At 41.7% G+C, this 24,229-nt stretch carries 26 protein-coding genes and 2 pseudogenes; 13 read left to right on the top strand and 15 right to left on the bottom strand.

What is annotated here, in order from left to right:
- Nucleotides 1–259 precede the first annotated feature (259 nt).
- The 3 genes from BB781_RS13265 to BB781_RS13255 all read left to right on the top strand — a co-directional run bounded on the left by BB781_RS13265 (nucleotide 260) and on the right by BB781_RS13255 (nucleotide 3,498).
- Nucleotides 260–685: a NifB/NifX family molybdenum-iron cluster-binding protein gene (locus tag BB781_RS13265; protein WP_094228962.1), complete on the top strand. Its 426-nt coding sequence runs from the start codon at nucleotides 260–262 to the stop codon at nucleotides 683–685.
- A 413-nt stretch (nucleotides 686–1,098) separates the two neighbouring features.
- Nucleotides 1,099–2,382, top strand: a complete 1,284-nt coding sequence (locus BB781_RS13260) for a GTP-binding protein (protein ID WP_094228961.1) — start codon at nucleotides 1,099–1,101, stop codon at nucleotides 2,380–2,382.
- Nucleotides 2,383–2,436: 54 nt separating this feature from the next.
- On the top strand, nucleotides 2,437–3,498 hold the full coding sequence (locus BB781_RS13255; protein WP_094228960.1) for a GTP-binding protein: 1,062 nt from the start codon (nucleotides 2,437–2,439) through the stop codon (nucleotides 3,496–3,498).
- Between the two features lie 104 nt (nucleotides 3,499–3,602).
- On the opposite strand, the gene BB781_RS13250 is transcribed toward BB781_RS13255, so the two are convergent.
- The 5 genes from BB781_RS13250 to BB781_RS13235 all read right to left on the bottom strand — a co-directional run bounded on the left by BB781_RS13250 (nucleotide 3,603) and on the right by BB781_RS13235 (nucleotide 7,221).
- Nucleotides 3,603–3,932 carry a GNAT family N-acetyltransferase gene (locus BB781_RS13250; protein ID WP_094228959.1) on the bottom strand — a complete coding sequence of 110 codons (330 nt, stop codon included), beginning with the start codon at nucleotides 3,930–3,932 and terminating at the stop codon, nucleotides 3,603–3,605.
- Between the two features lie 46 nt (nucleotides 3,933–3,978).
- On the bottom strand, nucleotides 3,979–4,374 hold the full coding sequence (cfbA, locus tag BB781_RS13245) for a sirohydrochlorin nickelochelatase (RefSeq protein WP_094228958.1): 396 nt from the start codon (nucleotides 4,372–4,374) through the stop codon (nucleotides 3,979–3,981).
- Nucleotides 4,375–4,644: 270 nt separating this feature from the next.
- On the bottom strand, nucleotides 4,645–4,773 hold the full coding sequence (locus BB781_RS16380) for a hypothetical protein (protein WP_277985506.1): 129 nt from the start codon (nucleotides 4,771–4,773) through the stop codon (nucleotides 4,645–4,647).
- A gap of 96 nt (nucleotides 4,774–4,869) precedes the next feature.
- On the bottom strand, nucleotides 4,870–6,795 hold the full coding sequence (locus tag BB781_RS13240; RefSeq protein WP_242492671.1) for a Coenzyme F420 hydrogenase/dehydrogenase, beta subunit C-terminal domain: 1,926 nt from the start codon (nucleotides 6,793–6,795) through the stop codon (nucleotides 4,870–4,872).
- 153 nt (nucleotides 6,796–6,948) lie between these two features.
- Entirely contained in the window at nucleotides 6,949–7,221 is a 273-nt protein-coding gene (locus BB781_RS13235) for a hypothetical protein (RefSeq protein WP_094228957.1), read from the bottom strand.
- Between the two features lie 325 nt (nucleotides 7,222–7,546).
- Between BB781_RS13235 and BB781_RS16215 the strand changes: the two are divergent.
- Nucleotides 7,547–7,787, top strand: a pseudogene (locus BB781_RS16215) (zinc ribbon domain-containing protein); the annotation flags it as partial.
- Nucleotides 7,788–7,920: 133 nt separating this feature from the next.
- Here BB781_RS16215 and cfbA (BB781_RS13225) read toward each other — a convergent pair.
- The 7 genes from cfbA (BB781_RS13225) to BB781_RS13195 form a co-directional block, all read right to left on the bottom strand.
- Nucleotides 7,921–8,316: a sirohydrochlorin nickelochelatase gene (cfbA, locus tag BB781_RS13225; RefSeq protein ID WP_094228956.1), complete on the bottom strand. Its 396-nt coding sequence runs from the start codon at nucleotides 8,314–8,316 to the stop codon at nucleotides 7,921–7,923.
- 135 nt (nucleotides 8,317–8,451) lie between these two features.
- A complete protein-coding gene (gene fdhD / locus BB781_RS13220; RefSeq protein WP_094228955.1) occupies nucleotides 8,452–9,273 on the bottom strand; it encodes a formate dehydrogenase accessory sulfurtransferase FdhD in 822 nt (273 codons plus the stop codon).
- Nucleotides 9,270–10,577: a formylmethanofuran dehydrogenase subunit B gene (locus BB781_RS13215; protein ID WP_094228954.1), complete on the bottom strand. Its 1,308-nt coding sequence runs from the start codon at nucleotides 10,575–10,577 to the stop codon at nucleotides 9,270–9,272. Before BB781_RS13215 ends, fdhD begins: the two co-directional genes overlap by 4 nt.
- 1 nt (nucleotide 10,578) lies before the next feature.
- Nucleotides 10,579–10,968 carry a molybdopterin dinucleotide binding domain-containing protein gene (locus BB781_RS13210; protein ID WP_094228970.1) on the bottom strand — a complete coding sequence of 130 codons (390 nt, stop codon included), beginning with the start codon at nucleotides 10,966–10,968 and terminating at the stop codon, nucleotides 10,579–10,581.
- 10 nt (nucleotides 10,969–10,978) lie between these two features.
- Nucleotides 10,979–11,788, bottom strand: a complete 810-nt coding sequence (locus BB781_RS13205) for a formylmethanofuran dehydrogenase subunit C (protein ID WP_094228953.1) — start codon at nucleotides 11,786–11,788, stop codon at nucleotides 10,979–10,981.
- Nucleotides 11,789–11,793: 5 nt separating this feature from the next.
- Nucleotides 11,794–13,548 (bottom strand): formylmethanofuran dehydrogenase subunit A, encoded by a 1,755-nt coding sequence (locus BB781_RS13200; protein ID WP_094228952.1) that lies wholly within the window; start codon nucleotides 13,546–13,548, stop codon nucleotides 11,794–11,796.
- Nucleotides 13,549–13,550: 2 nt separating this feature from the next.
- Nucleotides 13,551–14,570 carry a 4Fe-4S binding protein gene (locus BB781_RS13195; RefSeq protein ID WP_094228951.1) on the bottom strand — a complete coding sequence of 340 codons (1,020 nt, stop codon included), beginning with the start codon at nucleotides 14,568–14,570 and terminating at the stop codon, nucleotides 13,551–13,553.
- 553 nt (nucleotides 14,571–15,123) lie between these two features.
- On the opposite strand from BB781_RS13195, the gene BB781_RS13190 reads away from it, so the two are divergent.
- From BB781_RS13190 to BB781_RS13175, 4 genes are all read left to right on the top strand, one after another.
- Nucleotides 15,124–15,675 (top strand): hypothetical protein, encoded by a 552-nt coding sequence (locus BB781_RS13190; RefSeq protein WP_094228950.1) that lies wholly within the window; start codon nucleotides 15,124–15,126, stop codon nucleotides 15,673–15,675.
- A 208-nt stretch (nucleotides 15,676–15,883) separates the two neighbouring features.
- Nucleotides 15,884–16,747 carry a shikimate kinase gene (locus BB781_RS13185; protein ID WP_094228969.1) on the top strand — a complete coding sequence of 288 codons (864 nt, stop codon included), beginning with the start codon at nucleotides 15,884–15,886 and terminating at the stop codon, nucleotides 16,745–16,747.
- Nucleotides 16,748–16,787: 40 nt separating this feature from the next.
- A complete protein-coding gene (locus tag BB781_RS13180; protein ID WP_094228949.1) occupies nucleotides 16,788–17,075 on the top strand; it encodes a chorismate mutase in 288 nt (95 codons plus the stop codon).
- 9 nt (nucleotides 17,076–17,084) lie between these two features.
- Entirely contained in the window at nucleotides 17,085–17,474 is a 390-nt protein-coding gene (locus tag BB781_RS13175) for a 5-(carboxyamino)imidazole ribonucleotide mutase (protein WP_094228948.1), read from the top strand.
- Here the strand turns inward: BB781_RS13175 and BB781_RS13170 are convergent.
- Together BB781_RS13170 and BB781_RS13165 are read right to left on the bottom strand one after the other, a co-directional pair.
- A complete protein-coding gene (locus BB781_RS13170; protein WP_277985507.1) occupies nucleotides 17,471–18,298 on the bottom strand; it encodes a methanogen output domain 1-containing protein in 828 nt (275 codons plus the stop codon). The two genes, BB781_RS13175 and BB781_RS13170, sit on opposite strands and share 4 nt — an antisense overlap.
- Before the next feature lie 253 nt (nucleotides 18,299–18,551).
- Nucleotides 18,552–19,349, bottom strand: a complete 798-nt coding sequence (locus BB781_RS13165; protein WP_094228946.1) for an RAD55 family ATPase — start codon at nucleotides 19,347–19,349, stop codon at nucleotides 18,552–18,554.
- 311 nt (nucleotides 19,350–19,660) lie between these two features.
- Between BB781_RS13165 and BB781_RS13160 the strand changes: the two genes are divergently transcribed.
- The 5 genes and pseudogenes from BB781_RS13160 to BB781_RS16500 all read left to right on the top strand — a co-directional run.
- Nucleotides 19,661–21,388, top strand: coding sequence for a 2-oxoacid:acceptor oxidoreductase subunit alpha (locus tag BB781_RS13160; RefSeq protein WP_094228945.1), 1,728 nt, complete (start codon nucleotides 19,661–19,663; stop codon nucleotides 21,386–21,388).
- A complete protein-coding gene (locus BB781_RS13155) occupies nucleotides 21,388–22,242 on the top strand; it encodes a 2-oxoacid:ferredoxin oxidoreductase subunit beta (protein ID WP_094228944.1) in 855 nt (284 codons plus the stop codon). Before BB781_RS13160 ends, BB781_RS13155 begins: the two co-directional genes overlap by 1 nt.
- A gap of 504 nt (nucleotides 22,243–22,746) precedes the next feature.
- On the top strand, nucleotides 22,747–23,481 hold the full coding sequence (locus BB781_RS13150) for a PAS domain-containing protein (RefSeq protein ID WP_094228943.1): 735 nt from the start codon (nucleotides 22,747–22,749) through the stop codon (nucleotides 23,479–23,481).
- Between the two features lie 3 nt (nucleotides 23,482–23,484).
- Nucleotides 23,485–23,673 (top strand): hypothetical protein, encoded by a 189-nt coding sequence (locus BB781_RS13145; protein ID WP_094228942.1) that lies wholly within the window; start codon nucleotides 23,485–23,487, stop codon nucleotides 23,671–23,673.
- Between the two features lie 3 nt (nucleotides 23,674–23,676).
- A pseudogene (locus tag BB781_RS16500) lies at nucleotides 23,677–23,988 on the top strand (sensor histidine kinase); the annotation flags it as partial.
- A gap of 31 nt (nucleotides 23,989–24,019) precedes the next feature.
- Here BB781_RS16500 and BB781_RS16210 read toward each other — a convergent pair.
- Nucleotides 24,020–24,229 (bottom strand): hypothetical protein (locus tag BB781_RS16210; RefSeq protein ID WP_242492670.1); only part of this gene is annotated, 210 nt, incomplete at its 5' end.

Raw genomic sequence — 24,229 nt, 5'->3', positions numbered from 1 at the left:
AAAAATGCACCAGTGTCCCATGCAAAAAATAATGTCTTTTGGTCTTGTTGTATAAGTGTGATTGTTTTTAGGCTAAGTCTATGTCTTGGACCCTATGTCGTACTGTTTATATATTATTTATCCTCATTTGAGATTAAATATATATTCATTTTGGATTACTGCTTTATATTTTGTCTCGCATGAGTAATATATTAAATCTTTGGAGAAGAGATATGGATCTCTATCTTCGGAAATAGACTCTATGATATGAGGAATTTAAATGAAAATATGTGTAACAGCCATGTCGGCTAGATTGGATGCTCCCGTGGATCCTCATTTTGGAAGATGCCTGTACTTTGTAATTGTAGATGTTGACTCGATGGGATTTGAAGCTATCAAGAACGCAACAGCTTCTGCTTCCAGCGGTGCAGGTGTTCAGGCGGCTCAGTTAATCCTTAACAGGAGCGTAAATACACTTATAACAGGAACTGTTGGGGCTAAAGCGTTTTCAATGCTTAAATCAAAGAATGTTTGTGTAATGTCCTTCAAAGGAGGTTCTGTCGCAGATGCTGTACAGGCTTACAAAAGCAACATCCTTAGGAAACTTGAGGTTTCCAATTCTCCAGGAAAGCATGAATATGGAGGACAGAACCATATTTATAAAGGGACTGGGTGGAAGAAAGGAGTTGAAAGCAAATTTATGTAAGGAGTAGATCGCAGGGGTCCTGAACCACTCTGCTATATTTTCGTGAAGTTTTTTCAAGCTGCATAATCTCATTTGTATGTTGATGTATTAAATATAATTTGGCATAGATACAGAAATAGTTACATAATACTTTTATTTTATATGTAATAAAAAACGCTTTAATTAATGTGTTTTTATTCATAAAAATTAGTATTACCTATTCATTTAATTATATTCTTTAAAGTTAGTATTTATCTTAATTGTTTGAATTTAGTTTATGATTCATAATTAATATCGTTATTGATAGTGATTTATATTTAAAGTTACATGGGTGATGTTTTAATAATATTTTGAGTATACTCCAACTTTGCAAATAAGTTTATATATGTTGGAAATGTAGTGTTTTTAATAGTCTTATTATGGAGGTAAGCAAGATGGATGCGATAATCATCGGAGGTTTTTTAGGCAGCGGAAAGACGACAACTGTGATCAATGTTGGTAAAGAGCTTGCCAAGCGAGGTCATAAAGTAGCGATAATAGTAAACGAGATTGGAGAGGTAGGCATAGATGGTGATCTGATATCAAAATATGGGCTAGATGCCAAGGAGATAACTAACGGGTGTATATGCTGTACTCTTAAACTCAACATGAAGGCCACACTTACTGAGCTTTACAATTCCTACAATCCGGATTATGTTATTGTGGAACCTTCGGGGATTGCTTTTCCGAATGTTATTAAAAAGGAGTTTGAACTGATGAACTTCGGAGATAATGTAAGGGTGGCCCCACTGGTGACTTTAATAGACGGAAGTCGCTTCAAGGATATAATGAAGTCAGTAAAGGTCTATGCATTAAGACAGATAGAAGATGCGGAGATTCTGATTATAAACAAGACCGACCTTGTTGACCCTATCAGGGTTCCAATACTTGAGGAATCAGTGCAGCAGCTAAATCCAGCGGCCAAAATTATCAAAATGTCTTCAAAAGTTGAGGATGCAGGCTTCTTAGAACTGATGGAGATCGTAGTTGGGAAAAGAAACAATGAAGTAATTGTTCCCGCTGCCTCTATAGATTCATATGATCCTGTAGAAAGTGCAGAAGCTGCTCAACCTGTGGAGTATGCTGTGGACATTCATCAACATCATCAACACACACACTACGATAGTGAAATTTCCGGGCTGGCATCATATGCCAATGATTACAGGATACTAGAAACAGATATTGATTGCGAAACTGCCCGACAGATTACCCTGGAGATTGCAGAAGGCGTAAAATCTGAAATAGTAGGGTTAAGCCCGGAATTTGTGGGACACATCAAAATGTTCCTGGAAGCCCCTGCAGAGACGGTGAAAATAAGTATAACGTCACATTCCGAAAGCCCTGCAATCACTATAATAGATACCAGAGCACACTCAGGCCCGAGGTTTAAGATTCTTACGGCAGTATCAGGCATTGATGAAGATGAACTTGTCCGCCTGGTGGACGGGAATGTTGAAAACGCTTTCAGCAAGAGGGACATGATTTCCCAACGCCTGCACGATCCGCATATCCATGAGAATGGTCACCATCACGACCATGAAGATGACCATGATGATGGCCATGTGCATAAAACTTCACATGAGCATAAACATGAGCACAGACATGACGAAATGGATGAAGACATCTACGACCATGATCTGGTAGCCTGTGATACGGGAAGCAACGATTGCCAGCTATGAGATACTGTTTCCAAATGAGCTGGGGCCGGATCATACTATAGTCGGAGGGTTTGAATGCAAATAATCATTGTCAGTGGTTTTTTAGGTAGCGGGAAGACTACTTCGGTCATAAGGATGGGGAAAAACTTTAAAAGTAAAGGCTATAGCGTAGCTGTGCTTGTCAATGACATTGGCGATGTGGGCGTTGACGGCCAGATCATCAATAAGAATGGGCTGGAGTCAAAGGAAATGCCAAGGGGATGCATCTGCTGTACCCTGAAGTATGCACTTGAGGCTAACATATCCTTAGTACAGGCTCAGTATGATCCGGATATTCTTTTCATCGAACCCACTGGAGTTGCTTTTCCCTTGCGGATAAAAGAGCAGATAAAAAAAATGGATTTTGGGCATGAAATAAGTATGGGTCCTATAATAACACTTATAGATGGCAGTAGATTCGGTGAGCTTATGGAACATTCAGGGGATGCTATCATCAGGCAGATACAAAATGCAGACATAGTTCTCCTGAATAAAAAAGACCTGCTGGACCGGGAACAACTTGCAGGGATAAAAGCCACAATTGAAGATCTGAATCCTGATGCACAATTATATGCACTGTCTCTGAAGGGAGAGGAAGACGGAGCATTCACAAGCCTGATGGATGTGCTGGAATCGAGTTTCGGTTCAGGTATTTCAGTGACGGATAGTCCCGGGTTGTTGGGTTCCGGAACGATTGCCGTCTCTGCTGAATGTACCACTGCATGCGAGGATGATTTCAATCATTTTAATGTAAGTAGCTATGCAGATTCTTATGAGGTAAAAAGCTTCCTTGGCAGAGAAGCAGCGATGAGCTTGATTCTAGATGTAATGCAATCGATCAGGGAAAATATACTTGACCTGAATCCCCGTTTCCTGGGACACCTTAAGATGTTCCTCCACACAGGAACTGTGGCTATGAGAGTCAGTGTAACCTCTTATCGGGATATTCCAGAGTTGGAGTTTGTCGGTTCCGGGACTGATGACGCAGGTAAGTTCACGGTCTTTGCTGCGGTTACAGATGTTGCACGGGACAGCCTTGCAGATATAATAGAAGAAGCAGTTCTTTCCAGGTCCGGCCAGCTAGGGATCAATGTATAATAAAGGTGTTCAAATATGGCTTCAGGTATGTTTGCACATTTTTATTCTTATCAGGCCTGTTCTTTGAGTGTAAGTGAAGTGATGAGATTTTCTTATTCTTTTTCTTATTCTTCTTTCCATGACATTACATACTCTGTAAAACCGGAATCTCCATTGAGTCGTTCTTTTATGATAATGAATCCACATTTTTTGTAAAAGCTGATTGCCCGTATGTTTTGCTTATAAATTCCTAATTCTAAATCCGGGTATAAGGATTTACAATGGTCCAGCCGTTTTTTACCAATTCCCTTGCCCTGATGTTCTTCCGTAACAAATAAAGCACCAATAAATGCATCATCATTTGTGATCATCGATCCACTATTATATGAACTGACTACATATATATTCCGCAGATAATTATGGTCTGATATGTTGGGGCTGAACTGGGCAGTCATTAAAAAAAGGTGTTGTAATTTATATTACAACAAAGATAAATAACATTTAAAGCACTTCCTGTACTCTCTTGAAGATAAGCTCTGCAATGAACTTATGACTACCAAGAGGCTTGGCGTAGAGGATCTTTACTTTCTTTCCGTCTAACTCCACCTCGCCTTCATTTGTGTCCGGTTTCAGATTAAGGAATTCCGGAATGTCTTCTGTGAGGTGGACCCCAGATGCAAGAAATATAGGTGTTGCAGCTATTTTTGTTACACCTGTGCCTTCAAATGACATTAGTGCTTCTTTAACAATAGGTTCACTGTGCTCTACGAATCCTATCTTTACCACATATTCAGGATGATTCTCTGTTATCATGTTTGCAATTTCGGTAACAACCTGATTGTTGTATGGTAACCTGCTGCCGTGTCCTATAGCTAAAATACCTATTTTATCACTCATAATTTAACCTTCCTTCTAAAACATCATTATCAATAAAGTATATATTGATTGCTAAATCGAATAGGTTTATAAGTTTTTATGATATCTTATTAGATTTTGAAAAATGGCTTTTGTACTTTTGTACTATAATATAAATGCAAGAATCGGATTTTTACCAGTTCAAGCAAGAACAAAGAACATTTTGCTCTTAACAAGCCAAAAAAGAGTCTGTGAAAATGAGGTATTAAAAAAGGTATATTCGAAAAAAGAAGACTGTGTCAGCGACACAGCTTAAAGCACTTCCTGTGCTCTCTTGAAAATAAGTTTTGCAATGAGTCTGTCACTGCCAAGGAACTTGCAGCAGACGGTCCTGATATTCCTGTCGTTAAAAAGAGATGGCTGCAGTTTAGGAAAGAACAACTGCATCATCAATTGTTAAGTGACAGAACAAGCAGGTACTGTCTTCTACTTTTTTAAAAGTTATCACTATTATATTTGGTAAAAAAGAGAATATGGTCACATCGTGCTCACAAATTCTCCTTTTCCTACTTTTTCCATAATATTGCCTAGGCGTTCTTTACCTGGTTGTGTTCTGTGTTTGGCAAAATGAGAACTCACTTTATTAATTATTGCAGGTATTTCCTCGGGAGTACAGAATGATTTTAGAAGGATTCCTTCTGTAGGTCTTCTTGCACCGTTTCCACCAATCCAGACGGAGAAACCACGTTTTCCTTCAATGGCTCCTTCATGTGGGCACCCTCGCACACAAGTTCCACAATTGATACAGAGATCGCGGTTAATTACAGATTTACCTCTTTTGATCGAAATAGCATTGACCTTGCAGAGTTCTGCACACCTTCCACAACCAGTGCATTTATCCAGATCAATAGTAGGATAAAGCTGACCTATTATCCCAATATCATTGTTTTGTGCACGAACACAGTTATTCGGGCAACCTGCTACACCTACCTTTATTTTGTGTGGCATGTTCTTCTGGGCGAATTGCATTGTAATCTCATTAGCCAGTTTTTTGGTATCTACAAGGCCTTCAGGGCAATATGAATTGCCCGGACAGGCTGTTACATACCCCATTCCGATGGTTTTCAGGCCGCTTGAGTATATCTCTTCCATAAGCTTGTCTACATCTTCGCTCTTTACACCCTGTATCTCGATATTTTTGCGAGTGGTAAGTTCAAGTGTACCGTCACCATATTTTTCGGCAAGTTTTGTAACCAGTTCCAAATAATAATGGTCAACGATGCCCGAATCTGTTTTGATCTTAACAAAATTCGTTCCATTGACTTCAGGTCGGACACCGGGGTAATCACGCACCCAATAACAGTTTACCGGAGTTTCAGCCTCAATACGTTTTTTGAGTTCTTTCTTGAAACGTTCCATTTTAATACTGGCAAATTCTTCGATCTGGTCTATGTCAACATCTTCCAGGATTTCAATATATCCTGCATTTTCTGCTTTCTCAAGAAGTTCCAGCCCCTTGGCGTTTCTTGCGATAAGGGTTGTCCATCCCTGCGAACTACCTGCGTAGCCTGCAGAGATATCCGCTACCTTTGATACAGCATCACGACACATGCGGCATCCTTCCCACACGCAATCATGGAGGTCCTTTAGGTTGAATTTGATGTCACCTTCATCCGTGGTCACTACAAGCTCATCCAGATGTATGGTGTACTTTTTGACTTTATTCATGTCCACGTCCGCATCGGTGAGACAGGAAGACAATTTATTGAAGTTGAAGTTCTCCATACAGAAAAGACCAATAATATAGGTCATGTTTGGCAGGGATGCTTGTTCACCATTCTTTCCAATTTCAATTGGATGAACATTCAATCCCTCAAAGAACTGTGTCCTTCTTGCACCATAGGTTTGGCAGGGAAGACCCACCATTGCAATATTAGTATGATAGTTCCCTACATCACGAAGAGCGCTCATGATAGGTATTGTTGCGTACTTGGCACCCTGCGACTGCAAAAGTTCATCCTTGTTGTTTATGATCCGAACGCTGGGCTTGGATAAGCCTGCAATGGTTGCAGCGCCATCTATGAGTCCATTATCAAAGCAATATGCAAGAAGAGCCGTAACAGCCCCACCATCTTGCCCGTTCTCAACTAGCTTCGGATCCTTTGCACGTGCAGCAACAATTTTTTCATATTGACCGATGAGTGTTGGTGGTTTTGCTTTAAAATCGAACACATTCAGAGAGATACGTGAAGCATCTGTCATCACTCTGTGGCAAACATCCTTACATGCACCTTCGCCATTCCTGTAGCATTCATCCTTAATTCTGGCACCATTCTCATTGAACTCGATGAGGTCATACGGGCAAACTGCAGCACATGCACCACAAAATGTGCACATGCCTTTGTCTACTACTGCATCTTTTAAGAACCATTTATAACTATCTGACATGAAATCACTCTTCATATTTTCTCTTTTTTATTGGAAGCAAACTTTACAATTTGGTGATGATTTTCGCGATAACAGGATTTTCCGTCATGATGGTGGCTACAGAAAGCCCGGACATTGAACATTATTGCCCGGGCAAACCGTCCAGCATCCCACACAACGGTTTATCCTTCAAGCTCTCCCTGTCCCTAATAGAGACTTCGATTCCAAATTGTTTGAAAATAGTAACAGTCTTTCCTTCAAGACCCCGTAGAGCATTATGTCAACACCTTGCCAAGACACCAGTTCAATAGGTATACTTGTGCAGCCTGCTTGTTCATCGCTGTTTCCAATAGTTGAGACATTTTTTGTTTCGGTATGCATAGGATAACTCGAAACATATTCAAAATACGGATTAATAGAAGCTTCCAAATGATCTGCTGTAGGTGTTACATATAGTTTCATCTGTATTCTCCTATTACTCAAGAAAAACGTGGGATTTGTGGATGAGAGTCCTTTCCTATCTGCAAATCTGGATGTGTTCTATACTATATCTCACATGTGAGGGTAAATATATATACTTAATCCAGTACATTTAAATAGTATTTTATTATTTTCACGTTTATGATCTATGGAGTAAGAAGACCACCGTTTTCAAACTCACATTAACTCGAAAATTTAATGTGAGTTCAATTTCTTCGAAATGGAACAGGTGGATGAATTACGTCCTTCTACAAAACAAGTTAGTTGCATACTCTAACTAGCTCAACATATTGCCAATGCAACATAAAGTTCTTTCGTAACTAAGCTCAAATGTAAAGCCGAATGGTACGGAAAAACAATCCTCCACATTGGACAGTTCGACCCATCTACAAAAATCTGTAATGCCGGTGGCTACCACAACGGAGAGTAACGTTAACAGACCGTCAATGGATATGCCGAACTGTAATATCAACCACGTTAGAGATATTAATGCCGCTATTCATATCAAAAAATCTGCATTAGATAAGCAGACCATGATAGGGATTTAGAGCACCTTCAGAACGAGGGGAAGATCCTGTGGACCTGTGAACAAAGTTTCAAGGAATGAAGCAGGAAGTCACTCTATTTATAGGGTGGTAGTTCACAGATATTGAAAAAGAAAAGCTGTGTTTGATACACAGCTTAAAGTACTTCCTGTGCTCTCTTGAAGATAAGCTCTGCAATGAGCTTGTCACTGCCAAGAGGCTTCGCGTAGACTATCCTGACCTTCTGTCCGTCAAACTCTATCTCACCTTCGTTTGTCTCAGGGTCAAGTTTAAGGATCTCTGGAATATCCTCTGTTATGTGGATGCCTGATGCAAGGAATACAGGTGCAGCAGCTATTGTTGTTACTCCAGTGCCTGCAAAGGACATGAGCGCTTCTTCTACGGTAGGTTCGCTGTTCTCCATAAAGCCGGCTTTGACGATATACTCAGGGTGGTTCTCTGAGATCATGTTAGCGATCTCGGTGACAACCTGGTTGTTGTATGGTAATCTGCTGCCGTGCCCAATAGCTAAAATTCCAATTTTTTCACTCATAATATAACCTTCTTTTTTAAATATAGTATTATTATGTATGGTATTTGTGTTACTTAACGGGGGTAGTAGGGCAGTTATGGGATATAATGTTTTTTGTTTGAACTCATATCATTGTTCATAACGTTTCATATACCATTAATGAATCCGCTCTTCCCCCGCATACACATACAAATTCCTCCCCCTCACAAAAGCCACAAGAGTGATCCCTGCTTTCTCTGCCAGTTCCACAGCCTCGTGCACTGTGGCACCCTTGCTCGCAACAAGAGGGATGCCGGCATTCACAGCCTTTGAGACCATGGTGGATGCAAGCCGGCCGGTGGTCACCAGCATACACTGTGAGAGGTCTGTGCCGTTCATCAGGGCTTTACCTACGACCTTGTCCACAGAACATGCCCTTCCCACATCCTCGCAGAAGAAGAGTACTTCTCCCGCAGTATCACAGACCATGGAAGTGTGCGCTCCGCCGGTCCTGTGCCATATTCTTCCGACCTCTTTTAACTGGCCGACTGCACGGATGATGGCATCGGTGGTGAATTTAGTATCGGAATTGTTGTGTCTGACAACATCCTTGCAGTATGTTGTGGTTCCGCATCGTTCAAGATGTGTTAATTCTTCCAGTTCAGGAGTGTTAATTTCAATGTCACAATAAATAGACTTGTCTTCTATCCTGATAGAATCTACTTTAGTATCAGGTTCAATGAATCCCTCGCAGACAAGAAATCCCAGGGCAAGCTCTTCAAGTTCCATCGGGCTTGCAAAAAAAGTAGTTATATGAACGTTATTCACGAAAAGGTCGAACCTTTCCTCTATTATAACGTCCACATTGATGTATTGTTTATTGCTATCTGTGATCTCCAGGCACTTCATGGGGATATAAAAGGGTGAGGAAATGTCTTCCTCATCCATGCGGAAAACCTCGGTCTTCCCGTTCCTTTCTGAGTACCAGTTCTCACTCATGCTTCCTTTTTGGCCTTTATCTTTGCAAAGAGCTGCTTAAGGGTATCCTCATTGCTCTTTGTTTCAGGGAATGGTGAGTCTGTGAACGGTTCGAAGTACACAGGCACGTTGTCAAGCCTGTAGAACGTACCGTCACATTCCATAGCATCAATCACACCAGGCAGAACAACATCTGCTGCAGTGGTTGATGGACATGGTGCAATATCCAGGCAGATCATTGGGATCTCTGCGAGGTACTTTGCACTGTCTGCAGGAATGTGGTTAACAAGGTCTGCTGACATGACAAATGCAGCGTCAACATCCTTCTCCCTGAGAACATCCACTGTTGTATACTCTCCGGGATTGTACCTTGGGTATCCCTTACCAAAGTCAAGACCAAATGGATATCCGTACAGGTAGGATGCAATCTGGTTGAATCCTGCTACGTTACAGTGACCTCTGAGAGCACCGATATTGCACTTAGTATAGTTGTTCATCTCTTTGACGAAGTTCAGTGCGATCTCAATGTTCCTGTGTTTTCCGTATGATGATGAAACACCAAGTCCTACATAGATTGAAACGTAGTTTGATTCCTTCATCATTTCAACAGTCTGCTTCATCACGGATATTGGAATTCCTGTGATCTCCTCCACGGATGGGTGTGGTTCCCTGCCATTAAGGATGGTGAACAGAGCACTGAGCAGCTCATAGTCACTGTTCGGATTAAGCTGCAGGTGCAGGTCTGATGCAACTGCTGTTGGAGTTACTCTTGGGTCCACTGTGACCATGGTTCTGTCAAATCTTCCTCTTTTGGTCCAGTAACCTCTTGGGAAAACACCGTACTTTGACATGTGTCTTGGCATGGATTCCAGTGCATTGACACCCCAGTAGACGATCATATCAGCTCTGTTCTTCGCCTGACCGGCAGTAGCTCCTACCATACCGGATTCCTGTATTCCCATTACAGTTGGTCCGTGGCAGATAGTTGCATTAGAGTCTGCAAGTCCTCCAAGGTATTCAGCCATGTGAAGTCCTACTTCCTGTGCTTCGCATGATGTCTCACTTCCAAGGAAGAAAAGTGGACGCTTTGAATTAACAAGTATATCTGCTGCCATCTCAAGGGCTTCATCCCAGCTGACATCTTTGACCTTTCCATTCTCTCTGATGGTTGGCTTCAAGATTCTGTGATGACTCACAACTTCCTGGAACTTGGCATTGCCCATCTTACATGCGTTCTGGACATCGATCTTGCCGTCCTTCAGTTCTACCTGGATGTCGTCACATGAACCTCCGCAAACAGGACAGATTATGTTCTTGAAGACCATTTTATTCACCTCCCATATACAGCTTCAGGACTATTTCCTCGGCGCTGAGAACCTCCTCGTTGGTAGGTTCGACCATTACAGGGCTTCCCTTGTAACGTGGTGAGCCTGTAGAGAATGTGTCAGGTTCGACAACTACGTTAGCCCATATTGACCTCGGTATGAACACATGACCGGACCTTACTGATTCGGTTACCTTTGAGTAAACTGCGATCGTGTACCTGCCATCTCTGGATGTTACAGCCACTTTGTCAGGGCATCCAAGGGATGCATAGTCTTCTGCACACATCCAGCAGACTGCACATTCTAATTTGTAATCTTCGGAATACTTGTTGCCACCTTTGGCAAGTCTTCCTTCATCGATCGTACTACCAGTATTGAGTAATGCTTCCATGAATATCACCTCACAGACATTCATTGTTATCACAGGAGACATACAGTATACCCTTTCCTTTCTGTGGAATGGCATAATCACCTGCAAATTTTTTGTATTCTCCGGGGCACTCGATGTCATTGAACTTGAGGTCTGACTCAATAGCAGTCATCTCAAATCCGGGGTTGAATCTCTCAATACAACCTCCGACAACAATAGTACCGCCGGTCATCTCTGCTCCAACGGTTCTGAAAGCGTTTCCTTTTACAACGATAAGGCCACCACTTATGCGGATTCCGCAGAAATTCTCTACATTACCGTTAATAATGATCTCTCCACCGATAAGACCGCCCCCAATCTGGTTTACTGCATTTCCTTCAATAGTAATGCGTCCTCCGGACATGCCTTTCCAGCTACCGCGGTATGCACAACCGATGTGGTCCTTTGCATTACCTTTGATGTGGATTGAACCGCCTTTCATTTCCATTCCTGCCCATGACTCCGCATCGCCTTCAACGATGATCTCTCCGCCTGTCATTGCAGATCCGACATGCATTCCTGCAGAGCCTTTGATCACGATCTTGCCAGCTGTCATCTTTTCTCCGATGCGCTTGACCCTTGGGACATTTCCATCTACAATTATGGTCGTGTCTTCTGCTGAACTTCCACCGTTTCCTTCTACTGTGAAAAAGTCAGAAATCGGGAACTGTGCAGGTGCTTGCCAGATGAGTATTTTTCTGATCTCATCGGCACTTTTTCCGGCAAAGTTATCAGGTGTGATATCCTCTGCCTCTACGGTAAGGTCGAAATTTCCTATTGGTTTAAGAATTACATCTGCCATTGAAATCACTTCTCTGCATTGACCTGAATTGGTGTTGGGTTTGCCAGGTACTTCTCAGGTGTCGGGTAGTTGTTGAAACCGAGGGTGTAGTACTTGAACCACTTCTTGACATCTTCAAGCATTCTCTTCTCATCATCCGCATCTGTTGCAATATCCGTGTAGAATGTGTTCTTCTCCGGTATTGCAACGATCTCACCCATCTGGGATACGACCTCACCGGCCTTGATGGTGTATGCAGCATTCTCAAAGCCTCTGATGATGCTTTCGTAATCGTTGACCTCAAGCTTTTTCGGATCAATGTTGTAAATAGCAACGTCACCGTCTGCGCCAATGCCAAGGGTACCTTTCCTGTATGACATTCCAATTGTCCTTGCAGGGTTTGCACGGGTAAGAATGGCAATTTCATTAAGTGTCATTTCCCTTGTTTCTCCACCCAGGCCAGTTCTATCCTGTGCCCACTTGTGACATTCAGCAAATGTGTCCTGTCTTGCTTTATTGGACATAAGCCATGCAATGACCTGTGGGTATTTTATGAATGGTCCTCCGTTCGGGCTGTCGGTTGTCATAATACTCTTCCACGCATCTGTGACGTAGAGAAGCACCTCAAGACCCATTGCCCACTGTGAACTGTGCACAGGGTTGCTCTTCAGGTATTCGAATGGAAGTACACCAGAGCCACATTCACACTCTACATCAGTGTTTGACCATTTGTGGCCTGTTAGTACATAGAGGTCATGGATTGCAGGACCGTCACCGGTCATTACTGTTGCGTCACCAAAAGGCACACAGCCACTGTCCATTACAACATGGTCGTTGCTGTTGACGTAATCAGTGATTCCTTTTACACCGGATTCAAAGTCTCTCCAGGATGTACCGCCAAAAGCATTGAACTGGCAGTGTGTAAGGTAAACTGATTCATGCCTCTTTGCATTTCTCTTTGTCTCTGCCCACTCAACATCTGTGTTTGGCTTTGTCTTGACGTTCTTTGGTATTTTAAGTGAGTCCCTTGTGATTTCCCAGCATCCCGGGTGACCAAGGTTGTTTGCGTGCAGATGCACAGGCATTGGGATCCCGAGCTTTTCGTTCAGTTCGGCAAGGCTTTTTATCATTTCTTCTGGCGTAACCTCAAAATGAATGTTGGCCTGATCAAGAGCACTTACGTTCTCTCCCCATCCCCAGTTCTCTACACCGCCGGGGTTGACACATTTTATACCATATGTCTTGTGAGTCTTCATCATCCATGAGATGTACGCTGCTGCCTTGTCAACATCCCCTTCCTTGAGATATCTCATAAGGAACCAGTTGTTACCCAGTACAAGGTATCCACCCATGTCCAGCATTGGTGTTGAGCGCATTTCCTCATGTGTGTGGCGTGCTTCCATTGGTGGGACAGCTGCCTCAAAAACAGTTGTGTACCCCATCTTGGAGTACTCGTATCCTCCAAGGTATACAGAAGGTACACTGTATCCGCAACCAGAGTGTGTGAGGGGTGTTCTCTTCTGGTAGAACTTGTAGTGATCCTCAGGCCTCATCATCCTACCGACATTGACCTTTGCTCCTGCAACGTGGGAGTGTGAGTCAACACCACCGGGCATAACGGTCTTTCCCTTTGCATCAATTTCCTTTACATCTTTCATATCTGCGCCGGAAAGTTCAGTGACGACCTTTCCGTCTTTTATGAAGATGTCCATTATTTCCCCGTTAATCTCATTGAGGGGATCGTAAACGTAACCGTTCTTGATTGCAATAGTTCCTGCCATTTTTATTCCTCCCTTCTCTCAAGTGCTATCGCACCTACAGGGCAGATCATTACACATGCACCGTCTGAACCACACATCTCTTGGTTCACGATCTTTACAACACCGTTCCTGACTTCGATGACCTTTTTGGCATCGACCTCGTTAAGGTATCCTGCTCCTACCTCTTCATCGGTTGCATTGACAGGGCAAACGATAACACAGTTTCCACATCCAAGACATGCATCTTCATCAGTGATAAGTCTGGAAGTAAGTATGGGTCTCTTCATAGCAACATTGAGCAATTTCTTCTCAAGAAGTGCCTTCTTTTCAACTTCAGGGACGATTGCCGTCTTTGTAACTGTGATGGCATTTACAGGGCATGCCATGTCACATGCACCACAATAGATACAAGCATCAGCACGCTGTGCGATCTTGTCAACTCTCTCCCCGGCTTCCCAGTCAGGATTGAACAGAGCATTACATGGGCATGTGTCTACACAAGTACGGCAGGCAGTACAGGTATTCTCATCCCTGGACCATGTCCCTTCAAATGGCTTTTCTACACTGATGGCATCTGCAGGACAGACAGCCTCACACCATCCACAGTGTATACAACAGTCGGTGTCAATTATAGTTTCACCGTCAACACTTGCACTTCCATCATTTGAAAGCCACTGTTTGACTTCAATGCAGCCCTGCGGACATACCTGCTCGCAGAGTCCACAGTGAACACAGTTGTCATTGACAGTTGTGGCTTTAAGTGCAACACTTATGTAACTATTGTCATTTACAGACTTTCCGGCCTGTTTCAGTTCGAGTGCACCTGTAGGGCATGTCTTGGCACAGATTCCACATACAATGCAGAGTTCTGTCTGGTTCTCAAGGAAATCTTTGTCTATAAGTCCTCTTGCCACGGCTCCCACTGAACCGAGAACTAATGAACCTTTAGGACATGCCATAACGCACGTTCCGCAACCGATACACTTCTCTGAAGTGTATTCAAGTTGCTTGTCGTCTTTTACTCCAAACACTACTTCGTTCATCTGATCTTCTCCGTAATCCTGCCTATGAATACAAATGCTTCCAGGTCGATGTCCTGTAAATGATATACAGCAGTTCTGCAAAAGATTGCAGATATTGATACTGACTTCCACTAAAGAACATTTCTCAATCGAGCACTTTAATGTGTCTGCGGGCATGAATACGCCTTTTTCAACAAACTTATCCTTTTAGGCAAAAAGCCATTCCGGGTAGCCTGCTTACAATCTTGACATTTAATGATCGTGTCACTATACTCAAATGGTCTCCAGGTCCGATGGACCAGAGAATTGTAATTATAGTGACACGTATTTGTTATAAAAGTATCGTTTGTACCCGTTGTTGTTGTTTGTACTTTCCGGATGTGAATTTGTTCATGATGGATGACAGATAAAATATTTTTGCAATCTGCATACTATTCGGTGATTTTATATACTACTACTTATCCCATATATTATGGGGTATAGTTAGGGTTTCAGAAGATTAACATTCGTTATCTTATACTATCAAATACATCAAATATTAATCCATTTTGATTGTTAATAAGGAGATGGGAATATGCCACTGATGAGTATAATCGCCTGTACGGAATTTGAAAAAGAAATTGTGAAAATATTGTCAGAGGATGGGATGATCGAACACCTGCTTGTTGTGGGAGATACTATGTCTTCAAAATTAGTGTCAGACCTCAAACAAATTGGCTTGAAACCAAAAGTGCTTTTGCCGGAAACATTGCCATCTGGCTTGAAGAAAAGTAAAGGGTTCAATGTACTTATAACTCTGCAAGAAGTTAATGCTTACAGGTCTCCACAGCACATGAAGGTTGAAACGTATGAAAAAATAAAGTTCTATGGTCTTGTGTCCAATGGTATCCTAATGTTCTATGGTTCCTGCGAACAAATATTCGGGGATGCACTTAAGGATTTCCATAATAGCAATTTCTTCCTTGAACTATTATCTTCAGAAAATGGGAAATATATCGGGAACAATGTTGAGAGCTGCCTTTCAAGTATTAACAATAAAAATGCCCATTCCAGCGAAGTCATAGAAAAATACCGAAATTGCTATAATAGACTTAAGGATCAGATACTTTCTGCGAAGGCAAATTAAAACATTTCAGTTATGATCTATTGTATTAATCTACTAATTTACTAATCTATTGTATTAATCTATTGATCTATTGTATTAATCTACTATCTGTTCTCATTCTTTTGAACATTATTCTTTAATAGTTTATAGTACTGGTATGGGTAAATGCAAAGGACCGTCAGAAAGCAATGATACGCCTTTGCCAATCTATAAACATAAAGGTATTGGAATGATCTTAAAAGGAAGTGCTTATGCACTTGGTGCTGGCACGGTTATCAACGCAATAGCTACATGGAAAGGTGCGGCTTTTGGCATAGATCTGAAAACATTTGCAGATGTGGAGCTTACAGATGACACGTCCGTTATATGCGGAGCAGTCGAAGGCATGCCCGATGCTGACGCAACACTTATTGAAAAATCGGTGTCTTATGTTCTTGAGCATTTTGGTGTTGGGATGGGAGGTACGGTCACAACAAGATCGGAAGTACCTCTTGCAAGTGGCCTTAAAAGCAGTAGTGCTGCAGCAAATGCTTCTGTCCTTGCAACACTTGATGCTATAGGTGAGGAACTCGACCCTTTTGAAGCAGTAAAAATAGGTGTAAAGGCTGCGCTTGATGCTAACGTAACCATCACAGGAGCTCTTGATGATGCATGTGCTTCATTTTACGGAGGTTTTGTCGTAACGGACAACAGGGAAATGAGGCTTTTAAAAAGAACAGAGCATGAGTATGATGTATTAATATTTGCACCGGATGAAAAATCATTCAGTTCCAGTACTAATGTCTCACGTTCCAGGTTGATCGCTCCATGGGTGGATATTGCCTATGAACTTTCCATAAAAGGTGATTATGAAAAAGCTATGACACAGAATGGCTTTTTATATTGTAGTGCCCTTGGATATGAAACTGAGTTCCTGATGCGTGCACTTGAGATCGGCGTGCGGGGGGTCACACTTTCAGGCACCGGCCCCTCTTATGTGGCACTGGTCAATGAGCACCAGGCAGGAGAGCTTGAAGATGCATGGAATGGCTGTGGTATCAGCGGAAAAGTGATAAGGACCAAGGTAAATAATAAGGGTGCGAATAAAATATAGTCTTCATTTAAGCATATGTATAAATTTGCGCGGAGAACACATGTCCACTATCAAAGAAGTACGTGATGAAATTGAACAGATTGATAGCGAGATCATGCAGCTTATTCATAAAAGGGTGTGTATGGCTGCAAAGGTACTTGAAGCCAAGAGAAAAGAAGCAATTAACATCAACGATCCCTCTCAGAACTCCGTAGTTCTGGATCGGGCAGCAGATGCGGCAGTTGAATTGAATCTTGATGCTTCTGCTGTGAAAGAAATATTCAATATATTGATTAAAATGAACATAGAACGTCAGCAAGAGTTAAGTGGCGAAGGTAACCTTCCTTAGGAGAATAAAATGGTTGATATTGCATTAGTAATGGGTTCTGAATCTGACCGGTCTGTGGCAAACAGGGCAACCGGTGTTCTTGACAACAGTAATTATTCTTACGATGTACAGGTCATATCGGCTCACCGGAATCCTGACAAACTAGATGTATATATTGCACAGAGTGATGCAAAAGTGTTTATAGCCATAGCAGGTCTTTCTGCTGCATTGCCAGGTGTTATCGCTTCCAAAACAAAAAAACCGGTAATAGGAGTTCCTGTAAGTGCAAAAATGATGGGTCTTGATGCCCTGCTATCAACTGCCCAGATGCCTCCGGGCGTACCGGTTGCAAGTGTGGGTGTTGACAATGGGGCAAATGCAGCATATCTTGCAATAAGAATACTGGATTTGATCCCTTAATCTATTTTATTTAACTGGAATACACACTGCTCATCACCATTTCCCATGGTTTCAAGCACATCAACTTCCATATCCTGTCCGTAAATATCCACAATCCTTGAAAAAATACCCCTGGATAGTGTACACAATATGGGGTTGAGTTGTGCTTCCTCTTTTCCCCATGGGCAAACATTCCCCTGTATTGTGAAAATAGTGTGTTCATCGGATAGCATTTCGGACTTAAAGTCAGCTCCCAACTGGTTTATGATCTGGCAGCACACATCACCTATGCCCTCATAACCCATAATATCTTTTTCAGAATCGACATTCTCCATAATAGCCTCTACAACCATGTCAATCATCTGGTGTATGATGACACTTTTTTGTTCGGGGGGCAATGTCTTAAGCAATATTGGAATAATTTGTGTAAGTACAGAACGGATCTTGTTCTGCAGGTCTAGTTTGTCTCTCTCTGCCAGAAGATCATAATGCATATTCTTCAATTTGAGCAATGAATTGATACGTGTGAGGAGCTCCATCTTATTGACGGGCTTTGTGAGAAACTCATCAGCTCCTGCCTCTATACCAGCTATCCAGTCATCTCTTCCAGATAGAGCTGTTACCATTATCACTGGTGTGAATTGGGTTTTTGAATCCATTTTGACGTTTTCACATACCTGATAACCGTTCATCTCAGGCATCATGACATCAAGGAGAACAACATCAGGTTTCTCCTCAGAGACAATATCCAGCGCTTTTTTTCCGTTTGTAGCTGTAATAACAGTGTATTTCTCTTCAAGATAAGCTGTAAGCAATTCTATATTCATAATCTCATCGTCAACAATGAGAATTTTTGGTTTTGGGGTAAGATATGTAATGATAAAAACTCCTTGATGCCGCTTTTGATGCCTTTTTAATGGATGGAAATGGTTAAATTATATCCTAATTATATAATTATTTTTTATTATATATACATAATGGCAATATTGTATAAATTACGTATTCTAGTGGAAACATAAAGTCGTCACTAATATGTTTCTGGTGGGATTCATATAGAATCAGTTTTGGATCAGAATCAGTTTTGAATCTCTGTTTTCATCAGAGCTCTACAAGTTTGGCTTTAGATCCTTTCAGGCTTATGCCTGCAGATGTGATATCAAAAACGTTAATGTCAAGAGATATCTTTGTACTACGCATCTTTGGTATGCTCAGGAACCGTTCATTATTGCCTGTATATGGATTCTCTTTCACCATCAATTTGACAGCACCATATGTAGAATAATCTGCTATCTTGTGTGTGATCTCATATGCAGCTTCATCCATAACGTATAGCGTAGTTGTCTTTTGTTTTGAAAGTAAGCGATTTATAGTATCGAATTTATCCCTGAATTCCTTTATTCCCAGGCCAAAAGCAAGTACTCCTATATTGTCAATCACTGCCACATCTGTTCCTTCAGGTATAAGCCTTACAAGGTCTATGATGTCTATTTCTTCGATATTGAAACCTTCTTTGTCTGGTCTGATGTGCCTGTCAAGATGTGTTTGTTCGATGATCTCTATTTCAGTATCATTAAATTCATCCACAAGATGAGCTTCTCTGGCAATAGCCCTGGTTCTGAATTCGATTACCTGCTTTATTTCCAGCAGGCCTTTCTCTATGAATGATCCAAGGCCAAGACCAAGCATTGCAGCCTGTTCCAGCAGGTCTTCAGGCGTTTCTTCAGTTGCAACCATTATGCACTTTTTTCCGTCCATGCATGACTTATGCAGAAAATGTAATCCGAAAATGGTTTTACCGGCACCGGGAACTCCGGTGATGAGAATTCCTTTTCCTTTAGGGTAACCACCACTGATTTTTTTATCCAGATTTGCTATTCCTGTGGGCATTCTTTCCATTTATATCACGTTAGGCCTGAGTAATAATCGATTTCAACAATTTATATATTTAAATGTTAATATATTATATAAATATATTCATGTATATATGTTCTACATCCACCCTACTTGAGTTCCCTTTACGAATGTTATTTATAGCTTTGGTCAAAAAATAAGGTTGGGAGTGGATAGATTATTTATATTCATTCAGCTTGGGTTGTATTAACGTTTAATTCAAAATCAGATGGGAAAAGTAAAGGTTTAATTGTATCATAAAGTCTTAAGATTGTGACATACCTCATTTCTTAAATGAAGCTTAAAAGGGGATAATCGTGAACATTGATCTCAACTTGAAAATAGGTGGGGCGGCAGGTCAGGGGCTGCAAACCACCGGCATGGCGTTAGCCAAAACGTTTAAAAAAAACGGCTTTCACGTTTTTGCGACACAGTACTATCTTTCCAGGGTGCGCGGAGGGCATAATACTTTCCAGATACGCATCAGCGACTCTTCTATTTTTGCAATGACCGAGAGTGTGGATCTGTTACTGGCTCTGGATGGTGAGTCAATTGAACAGCACCTGTCTGAGTTAAATGATGGCGTGATTGTTGTCGATTTAGATGTTATCGAAGTCAAAGAGAACTCAGATTCCATTTTTCATATCCCGATGCTAAAGATTGCAAAAGATGTTTGTGGTGATAAGATATATTCCAATTCAGTTTCCATGGGCGCTGTTATTGGTTTATTGTGTCTTGAGCGGTCAGACCTGGAATCTGTACTAAAGGCAGCCTTTAAAAAGAAGGGTGAGGAAATCATACAAAAGAATATTGATGCAGTACGCGCGGGTTACAATTATGTGAAAGATAATTACCCGGGAGGATGCAAGTTTGCTGTCAAGGATCCTGATAAAAAAGAAAATATGATGCTTGTGAGTGGAAATGAGGCAGCAGGCCTCGGTGCTCTTGCCGCTGGAGTGCAATTCCTTGCAGCCTATCCAATGACTCCTTCCACCGGTGTCATGAACTACGTGGCTGCAAACGCCGACACGTTCAACGTAGTTGTAGAACAGGCAGAAGATGAGATTGCGGCATTGAACATGATTCTTGGTGCTTCTTTTGCAGGTGCACGCTCGATGACAACAACTTCAGGAGGAGGGTTTTCTCTTATGACTGAGGCTCTTGGGCTTGCCAGCATCACAGAAACACCTGCTGTTATTTTCCTCTGCCAGCGTCCGGGGCCTGCCACTGGCCTGCCTACAATGACAGAACAGGGAGATCTCCAGTTTGCTCTCTATGCTGCACAAGGCGAATTCCCAAGATGTATACTTGCACCGGGAACGCCGGAAGAATGTTTCTATCTTATGGCAGAAGCCTTTAACATTGCAGACAAATACCAGATACCTGTTTTTGTCATGAGTGACCAGTACCTTGCAGATTCACTGTTCACATGTCCAAGGTTCGATGCTTCAAAAGTGACAATTGAAAGGCATCTTTTATCGAATTCACAGCTCAGTGCCAGCAAGGAAGAATACAAGCGCTACAAACTCACTCCCAATGGCATATCTCCGCGTGCCCTTCCCGGACAGGCAGGAGTACTTGTTATTGCGGACAGCGATGAGCACGATGAGTTCGGGCACATAAATGAAACTCCTGATAATCGCATAAAGATGAATGATAAGCGCATGAAGAAGCTTGAAGTACTCAGGGAGGAAATGCCTGCACCAAAGGTATACGGTAACCCGGATGCATCCCTTACGTTGGTTGGATGGGGTTCTACGTATGGTCCCCTTGCAGAAGTTGTGGATATATTAAACGACAAGGGCAAGTCTGTAAATCTTGTTCATTTTACTCATATTCATCCGTTACCTGTTGAACACACAAGGAAAATACTTACAAAATCTAAAAAGACAGTCTGTGTAGAGAACAATTCCTCCGGGCAATTTTCACGCCTTCTGAAAGTCGATGCAGACATACAAATCACAGAACACGTGCTCAGGTATGATGGCAAACCCTTCAGTCCAGAATTTATAATTGCTGCTCTTAAGGAAAAAGAGGTGATATGATGGTCATTATGGATGATTACGGAAAATTTGAAACGGCATGGTGTCCCGGATGTGGTAATTTTGGTATCCTTAAGGCGATCAAACAGGCTCTTGTAGATCTTGACCGTTCGCCTGATGAAGTGCTCATAGCTTCAGGGATTGGTCAGTCAAGTAAACTTCCTCATTATCTCAGGTGCAATACTTTTAATGGGCTACATGGCCGCTCATTACCACCGGCAACAGGAGCCAAGGTTGCCAACCATGAGTTGACCGTTCTTGCAGTTACCGGGGATGGAGACTGCTATGGTGAAGGAGGCAACCATTTCCTGCATACTGTCAGGAGGAACCCGGATATTACTATGATAGTACACGACAACCAGATATACGGCCTCACAAAAGGGCAGGCATCACCAACAAGCGAGATTGGCATGAAAACAAAGGTTCAGACACATGGTGTGTTCAATATGCCGTTAAATCCATTGTCTTTGGCCATATCCCTGGATTGTTCTTTTGTAAGCCGTGGGTATGCCGGTAATATCCCTCATCTGACCAAACTCATCGAAAAAGCCATACAGCACAAAGGTCTCTCTCTTGTGGACGTACTCCAGCCATGTGTTTCTTTCAATAAGCTGAATACATTCAAGTGGTATTCTGAAAGGGTTTATGATATCGAGGAACCGGGCTATGAGTTAAATGACCGTGTGAAGGCTTTTGAAAAATCACTCGAATGGGGTGACAGGATTCCATTGGGTATTTTCTATGTGAATGAAAAGCCAAGTTTTGAGGAACATATAGAGGTGCTGGAGTCAGGTCCTCTTTATAAAAATATCCCGAAGACGGAATTGGTAAATAAGTTGATAGATGGCTTTATCTGACCATTTATCAGGAGTCTATTTTCCAGCAGGCATTGAGAATGTGAAAGTGCTACCTTTTCCAGTTTCATTTTCTACATCATTGTGCCTTTATGAAGCTCTACCATTTTTTTGACAATTGATAATCCCAGTCCTTCTCCCGTATATTTTCTTGCTGTTCGCTAAGCCGGATATGCTCCAAACTACTTTATAGATGGTAGGGCCTGACCCAATGTATAACAGGTAAAGGATTTGAAATTAAGCAAAGTTTTGGGTGTAATATCTGATATAGGGACTGCTGACCTGACCTGAAAGGGTGCTAACTTGTCAAAGGTATGTCAAAAGAGATCGAACGGTACGTTCTTAGAAGACGGAGTGGAAGGAATCCTACTCTGTTATTAGACTAGTTTTGTTTGCATTTTTGATCGAATACATCCAGACTCAGAACACTTTTAATACTTTGAGTTTCAAACTTGATTTATATTGTGCATAAGTATCTCACCCTTCCATGGAACTTTGTGATAAAACATGCATCCACATGGTAAAACTACAACATCGGGTATAAAATCACGTACTTTTCATGAAAATCAGTTTTTTTCGTGTAAACATGAATTTAGAGACTTTTTAAAAGAGATGCCACTCGGAGTCCTGCTGACTAATAAAGAACAAAGAGTAGAGTATTGTAATCCTGCGTTTTCAGCCATTCTTGGATTTGAAAATGATGAAATATACAGTTACGATATGAAAGATGTTTTTTGCTCTTTACCACATGATCAGGACAGCATTGATCAAAACATAGAACAGGTAGATGAATCCTTTACCATGGATTTCGTATGTAACTGGAATACAAAGATGGGAATTGAAAAGAAGATCAGGTGCAAGAAAGTGGATCTTACTCTTGGAAAGGGATCTTTTACCGGAACAGCCTGGTATATTGAAGACCTTACTTTTTCTGTGGATATAAAGGAAACATTTTGCCAGATGCCGGATGAGAATGAATCCCAAATTCTTTTCAAAAGAAAACTGGAAATTGAAAGGGCTATATCTTATGTTTCTTCAACTCTTGTTGCACCTGAAGATCTGGACAATGCCCTTGTGAAATCCCTGGAACGGACAGGAGAGATCTGCGGTGCAAGCCGTGTATATCTTTTCCGCCTTCATGATAATAACGAAAACATGAGCAATACTCATGAATGGTGTGCTGTGGGTGTAGAACCTCAAACAGAAAATCATCAGGATCTCCCTGTAGGTATGTTCCCCTGATGGATGGATAAGATCAACCGGGAAGAAATAATATACATAAAAGACGTTTCATCAATGCCCGGCGAAGCTGCAGCAGAAAAAGAGATCCTTGAGATGCAGGATATCACTTCTCTTCTTGTCCTGCCAGTACACATATCAGGGAAAATAGCAGGTTTCATAGGACTTGACAATGTAACAGCTGCGATTAAATGAAGCATGGAAGATGCTGTTATTCTTGGAGTGGTTGCCAACATAATTGGTAGTGCTATTGGACAAAAAGAAATTCAAGATGCTCTCAATGAACGCAATATGAAACTGGAGAAGGCATACAATGAACTCAAAAAAATAGAAATAATGAAGGATGAGTTCATATCAAACCTCAGTCATGAGCTTAGAACACCACTTAATTCTGTTATGGGATACAGCGAACTTCTTATGGAAGATGAAAGTGCGCCACCTGATTCAAAACAAAAAAGAGTGGCAAGTTCTGTATACTATAGTTCTAAAAGATTGAGTTCTCTAATAGACTCTTTGCTGTACATCCTATATTCCCGCTCATTCATAACGAGCCTGGCGGGTTCACTCCCATGTCATAATACAGCTCTTTTTGTTTCTCCAGCATCTCCCCTACCCGAAGCGATTTGCCTGGCTGTTCAAAACATTCAATGACATCCAGTTTATCCAATAGACCCGGCAACGTGTAATCCTTGAGAAGACCTTTCATTTGCATCTGTTTTTTGATATAGGACAGGTATATCAATGCTACAAA

Origin of the sequence: Methanolobus psychrotolerans (genome assembly GCF_002243045.1) — an archaeon.
Lineage (GTDB): Archaea > Halobacteriota > Methanosarcinia > Methanosarcinales > Methanosarcinaceae > Methanolobus > Methanolobus psychrotolerans.
The sequence above is the reverse complement of the archived record's forward strand: the minus strand, read 5'-3'. Positions and strand labels throughout refer to the sequence as shown.